This is a genomic window from Micromonospora sp. LOL_024 (assembly GCF_048060415.1).
GTDB lineage: Bacteria > Actinomycetota > Actinomycetes > Mycobacteriales > Micromonosporaceae > Micromonospora.
The window spans coordinates 1-1,143 of sequence record NZ_JBHMIS010000143.1 but is presented as its reverse complement, the minus strand read 5'-3'; the positions used below and the strand labels follow the sequence as shown (position 1 = coordinate 1,143).

Genomic DNA, 1,143 nt, shown 5'->3' with positions numbered 1-1,143 from the left:
GTTCACACCGAAGAGGTCACTGGTTCGATCCCAGTATCGCCCACAATCAATATGTGCAGGTCAGAAGCTCGTTGCCGGAACGGTCGGTAACGAGCTTCTTCGCTGCCAGCCCTTAAATTGGGAGCAGTTTGGGAGCGGGCTGACGATGACGCGGGCCGGGCTTCCCCCGCCCGCCATTCCGGCGGCCGACGACTCGCCAAGACCGTCGCTGCGGAGTACGCCGGCGACGGGATCCGCATGAACGTCTTGGCGTGCGGCGCCATCGCAACGGCGGTGGCAAATGCTGCGCAGCCCGCCGACGAGGTGCCCGAGATTCCGATGCGCCGGCTCGGTGTCCCCAACGACGCCGCGGCGGCGGCGGTCTATCTGGCCTCGCCGCTTTCGTCCTACGTGACCGGGCAGAGCCTTGTCGTCGATGGGGGTGTCACGGTGCGAGGCCCGTTCTCCGCCTAACACGGTCTCGCGCTTGCAACCAACAGCAGCCTGAACGCGGTCATAGCACCGAGCTTCCGGTATCCGGCATCCGCTCATCGGCATGAGCGTGCGTTCAACGCCATCCCGCGTATGCGCTGCGGCGCGTCGGGTGGCCTGGTGCAGAGAAAACCCGGCAACCGATGCACCTCGACCCCGGCCGGCTCAAGCAGATGGTGACCGCAGCGTGCGGCGACGCCGGATACATCATCTGCCACTCGACGCTGCCCTACGCCGGCAGCTCGGTCCCGCCCGCGGTCTGCCGTGGCTTCGCCGACCGCTACCGCACCTGGCAACTCCAGGTCATGGAACGACTCTGGGGCTTCGTCGACATCGAGCCACCCAACCCGGACCCCGCCCCCGAATGCCCAGGAGACACCCACCATGCGTGACATCAACGACTTCCTCCGACGCCAGAACCAGATCATCGACACCACCGGCTGGGCCGTCACGCACGTCCTGCCCACCGACGACGACCCCGACACCACCGCCCCATTCGCCTACACCGTCGGACTCACCGCCCACGACCACCCCGAACTGATCACCGCCGGGCTGCCACCCGAGGTCGCCCACAGCCTCCTCAACGACCTCGCCCGCCGGGTCTACGACAAGGCCGGACGGTTCACCCACGGCCAGCGCATCAGCGACCTCATCGCCGGCCACGACGCCATC

At 67.3% G+C, this 1,143-nt stretch carries 2 protein-coding genes and 1 pseudogene; all 3 read left to right on the top strand.

Features of this window, described 5'->3' with window-relative positions:
- Positions 1–186 precede the first annotated feature (186 nt).
- Positions 187–453: pseudogene (locus ACFHWY_RS28595) on the top strand (SDR family oxidoreductase); the annotation flags it as partial.
- Between the two features lie 161 nt (positions 454–614).
- Positions 615–863: a hypothetical protein gene (locus ACFHWY_RS28590; protein ID WP_416583342.1), complete on the top strand. Its 249-nt coding sequence runs from the start codon at positions 615–617 to the stop codon at positions 861–863.
- Positions 856–1,143: DUF4262 domain-containing protein (locus tag ACFHWY_RS28585; RefSeq protein ID WP_416583341.1), on the top strand; the 288-nt coding region annotated here is incomplete at its 3' end. The genes ACFHWY_RS28590 and ACFHWY_RS28585, both read left to right, overlap by 8 nt.

What these genes read in the sequence shown, in the direction of transcription:
- ACFHWY_RS28590 (WP_416583342.1), top strand. Translation starts at nt 615, where the DNA reads ATGCACCTCGACCCCGGCCGGCTCAAGCAGATGGTGACCGCAGCGTGC.